The organism is Vibrio sp. ZOR0018 (assembly GCF_963865925.1).
In the GTDB taxonomy this organism is placed as follows: Bacteria; Pseudomonadota; Gammaproteobacteria; order Enterobacterales; family Vibrionaceae; genus Vibrio; species Vibrio anguillarum.
This window is the reverse complement of the sequence record NZ_CAWMCN010000109.1, coordinates 1-3,917: the sequence shown is the minus strand read 5'-3', so window position 1 is coordinate 3,917 and position 3,917 is coordinate 1. Positions and strand designations below refer to the sequence as shown.

The 3,917-nt window shown below is 44.0% G+C and carries 1 protein-coding gene and 3 pseudogenes; all 4 read right to left on the bottom strand.

Features of this window, described 5'->3' with window-relative positions; translation table 11 throughout:
- Window positions 1-229: 229 nt before the first annotated feature.
- Window positions 230-1,300: a UDP-N-acetylglucosamine--undecaprenyl-phosphate N-acetylglucosaminephosphotransferase gene (gene wecA, locus AACR75_RS09290; protein ID WP_047689742.1), complete on the bottom strand. Its 1,071-nt coding sequence runs from the start codon at window positions 1,298-1,300 to the stop codon at window positions 230-232.
- Window positions 1,301-1,777: 477 nt separating this feature from the next.
- A pseudogene (locus tag AACR75_RS09285) lies at window positions 1,778-2,311 on the bottom strand (IS3 family transposase); the annotation flags it as partial.
- Window positions 2,312-2,366: 55 nt separating this feature from the next.
- A pseudogene (gene istB / locus AACR75_RS09280) lies at window positions 2,367-3,079 on the bottom strand (IS21-like element helper ATPase IstB).
- A 10-nt stretch (window positions 3,080-3,089) separates the two neighbouring features.
- Window positions 3,090-3,815: pseudogene (locus tag AACR75_RS09275) on the bottom strand (Mu transposase domain-containing protein); the annotation flags it as partial.
- Between the last annotated feature and the right edge of the window lie 102 nt (window positions 3,816-3,917).

The following is a 3,917-nucleotide window of genomic DNA, read 5'->3' as shown; positions in this document are numbered from 1 at the left end:
TCATCTCAGGAGTCCTCAACTAAGTCCGTTAAAGATTTGATCGTGAAGCAAGAATTTAGTTCAAAAAAAATCCCTCACATTATGTGAGGAACTTCTGTATAAAAGACAGCACTAAAGGTGGTATTAAACGCAAGCGTATGAACTGTGCAATGAACGAAAACTATCTAAGTAAAGTTCTCGAAAGCCTTACGTGACAGTGATGTTCATGCGGTTTCCGTGGTAAAAGCCTTTATTTACGGGGATGTTCATTATTTTTACGTAGCACAAAGTTGGCAATATGCCATCCATAGCTAAGCAGTGACGCATAGATAATGAAACCAGCGATAAAGCTATAAAACATAAACGCTTCGCTGATGTTATAGATTTCTCCAAATATGCCGCAAGCAGCAAAACAAGTTGCAATTAGAGAAATCGCCAACACGGTTTGCAACGAATTCAACCCAAATCTTTGAAAAATATGATGGAGGTGTTCTCTATCGGGTTTAAACGGTGAATCACCACGGCGAATTCGGCGCAGCATAATTGTAGCCATATCCATCAAGGGTACGGCGATTAACCAAAGCGCGGTGACGGGTCGTAGCGGTGGTGTTTTGCCATTTTGGCTCGATAAGAGCAAAAACCAAATTATGGTAAAGCCAATGAGCATACTACCCGCATCCCCCATAAACACCTTCTTTTTGCGGCCCAATACGCCGATATTCAGCAAAATATAAGGCAATATGATGACAATCATTACGAGACAAAGATAGGCTAATTGATGTTGTCCATCATAGGTTAACATCAAGCCTAGTCCACCAAAGGTTACAACCGATAGTGCACCGAGTAAGCCATCAATGCCATCTACCATGTTAAAGGCATTGATCGCTCCAACCACCGCTAAAATTGTGATAACATATCCAGTCAAGCCCAGTCGTACCTCGCCAAAGCCGAACACATTACCAATCGTGTGTAGTTCAATTCCGCCTATCATCATCATTGCAATGGAAAGCCCCGCTTGAATAATAATTCTGATCTTAAAGTTCAGGTCATATTTATCGTCCAATGCTCCTACAATCACCAGTAGAATGATACTAGCGGCATAAAGTTGGCTATGGGGTATTAAGGTTGGGTTGTTAAAAAGAAAGTAAACGAGGCAGAAACAAATCGCGATCCCCCCGACAAGTGGCACAGTGCCTTGGTGAAGTTTTCTTTCGTTAGGTTTATCGACGAGGCCAATTTTTTTTGCCACTTTTCTTAAAACAAAAAGCGATATCAACGAAAAAAAGAATAAAAATCCTAAGTCGATAAAAGGTACTATCACAAGCTAACCTACCAAAAATGTTATAAGTAATGTTCTGTAAATCGACAAAAAATTCTCGTATTCAGCGCTTGTTTAGCTGCATATGGAGTGATTAATAAGAATATGTTGCCTCAATCATCTGACGATGAATTATAGGCTAAAAATGATCGTGTGTCATAGAACTCGTTGGTTCATATTGTCATTTACCTCACTTTTCAGATTTTTAAATAGGTGATGATCGTCTTTTTAGTTAGCGTGTTAGCGTAGTAGATAAACGGGAATGAGAGGAGTACTACCCATGAATCATGTCAGGAGAATCTTGACGCTTTGGATGATTAGCTATCTCCAAGCTCTAAAATTAGTGAGGATGTTTGACCAGTTAATGTTTAACATTGAGCTGTAAATTATTCCTTGATTTTATTTTCTCTAATACTAGATGGTATCCAAGTGCTTAGTTATTAACTAATGCCGCTGTATGCACAAGTGGAGTGGTAGTGGTCAACTAAAATTGGCCACGGTTTTAGAGTTTTCCCAATATAATCGTTCTGATTCATTGGGAGTTAGACCACCATTATACTGATGTGGCCTGAGTTGGCCGTAATATCCGATAATGTAGCGGGTGATCTCTTGTTGAGCCTCAGCGAAGCTACGATAACCCACAGTTGGCACCCATTCCGTCTTCAGACTTCTAAAGAAGCGCTCCATCGGCGCATTATCCCAACAGTTTCCTCGGCGAGATAAACTCTGTTTTATTTGAAAACGCCACAGAAATTGACGATATTTACGGCTAGTATAATGACTGCCTTGATCGCTATGGAACATAACACCTTTAGGCTTACCACGAGACTCATAGACCATCGAAAGAGCTTTGCCTGTTAGCCTAGAATCCGGTGATAAAGACATCAACCAACCAATCACTTTGCGGGCAAAAAGATCGATCACGACCGCTAAATACATCCACCGATTATCTGTACAAATATACATAACATCGCCAGCCCAGACTTCATTTGGAGCCGTAATAGCAAACTGACTGCGTATTTTGGTGATTGCGATCACTTGATCCTGCCGTTTTTCTCTCTTCCTATTTTTACTCTAAGTGATCGGATTGCGCCAGTTTTCTCATTGACTCACTGCCCAGTTCTATCCGATGACTATTGTGTACCAGCCGATCCATGAGTGCGTCTGCGACTGTGGCGTTGCCGATCATGTTGCACCACTCCTTTACAGGTAACTGGCTGATGACGATTGTGCTGCTGCTTTGGTAGCGGTCTTCAAGTACTTCTAATAAGTGGCCCGCATGCTCTTGAGTCAGTTTTTCCATCCCCAGTCGTCGAGGATCAGTAGAGCTTTCTTAGCCAACGATTGAAGTTGTTTTTGATAGCTACCATCCAGACGGCCTGTGGGCAGATCATCAAGCAAGCGAGTTAATCGGTAGTATCTGACCGTTTGTTGTTGGTTGCCAGTGCGCAGCCAAGATACGTTTTACCTGCGCCTGTTGAGCCTGTGATCAAGATATTCTGGTCCCTGTGCAGATAACTGTCCGTCAGCAGTTCGCTCATCTGGTTGCCCTTCCTTGTAGATAAGTTGGCTCGGTTGAGCATCCACCCTCAGTTTGGCTTGTCGCTTTAAGCGTTGGATTTTGGTCTGATTGCGATTCAAGATTTCACTTTCCAGAAGCAGGTTTAACCTCTCCTCGAAGCCCAGCTCTGCGTAGGTGGTCAGTGGCTCTTGTTACTGCTCTAACGCTTTCGCTGCATGGCTCAAGCGGAGGGCTTTGAGTTGGTCGTTCAGTGCTTTCATATCCTTTATCCTAGCGATAACAGTTCAGGCCACGAACATTGCTGTGAACAAGGTTCGGCGTATTCGCTTTATCTTTACTCAGTTGTCCTTCTCGATTGTTCTTGAGTGGATTGTTGACGAAGGTGTAGTTCGGTTTCGTCAGCATCAGCGCATCTTTACAGGCCTGCTCTAAGCGCGACTCGCCATGCGTTTTACTCAGATTGAGCAGCCCAAAACAGGAACGATAAGCCTGCTCTGGATGATGCTTGGAGTGAAGCATCTTATTAACGACTTCTCGTGTAGCTGGGCCGATATTGGCTCCCCAGTTGAGCAAGCGTCCAGGCGACCATTTTTGATGTTGTTAATGACTCGGCATGTGCTCTGCGTTGGTGCTATTTCCACGCTCTCTTTGGCTGCGTGGATGTTGGACGACCAAGTTACCTTGGTGGTAGAGCTGCACCAGACGGTTGGAAGCTTCCAGCTTAACATAGTGGCAAACCAGTTGATGGGGAACCGAGTAGTAGTAACGGCGATAATCGATGTGATAGTCAGGCCCAACCTTGGCTCGTCTAGTTTCGGTATAGAGGTATCGCTGCTTAAGCAGCGGTTTTAATGCAGGTTTATCGAGTTTCTCGAACAAGGCTTTGCGACTCGCGCCATACTGTTTCATCTCACGTTAGTTTAACTCATCCATCAGCTCTCGGATAGCGAGATTCAGTTCTTTGAAGGTATGGAAGGTTTGGTGCCGCAGTCGTACTTAAGGCGTAATACCTCTTTGATTGTCATCCCTAAACCACCGCCTTGGGCGGTGGTGATTGAACCTTGGGGCTATTGCCCGAAGGAGTGCCCATGCTAGAAG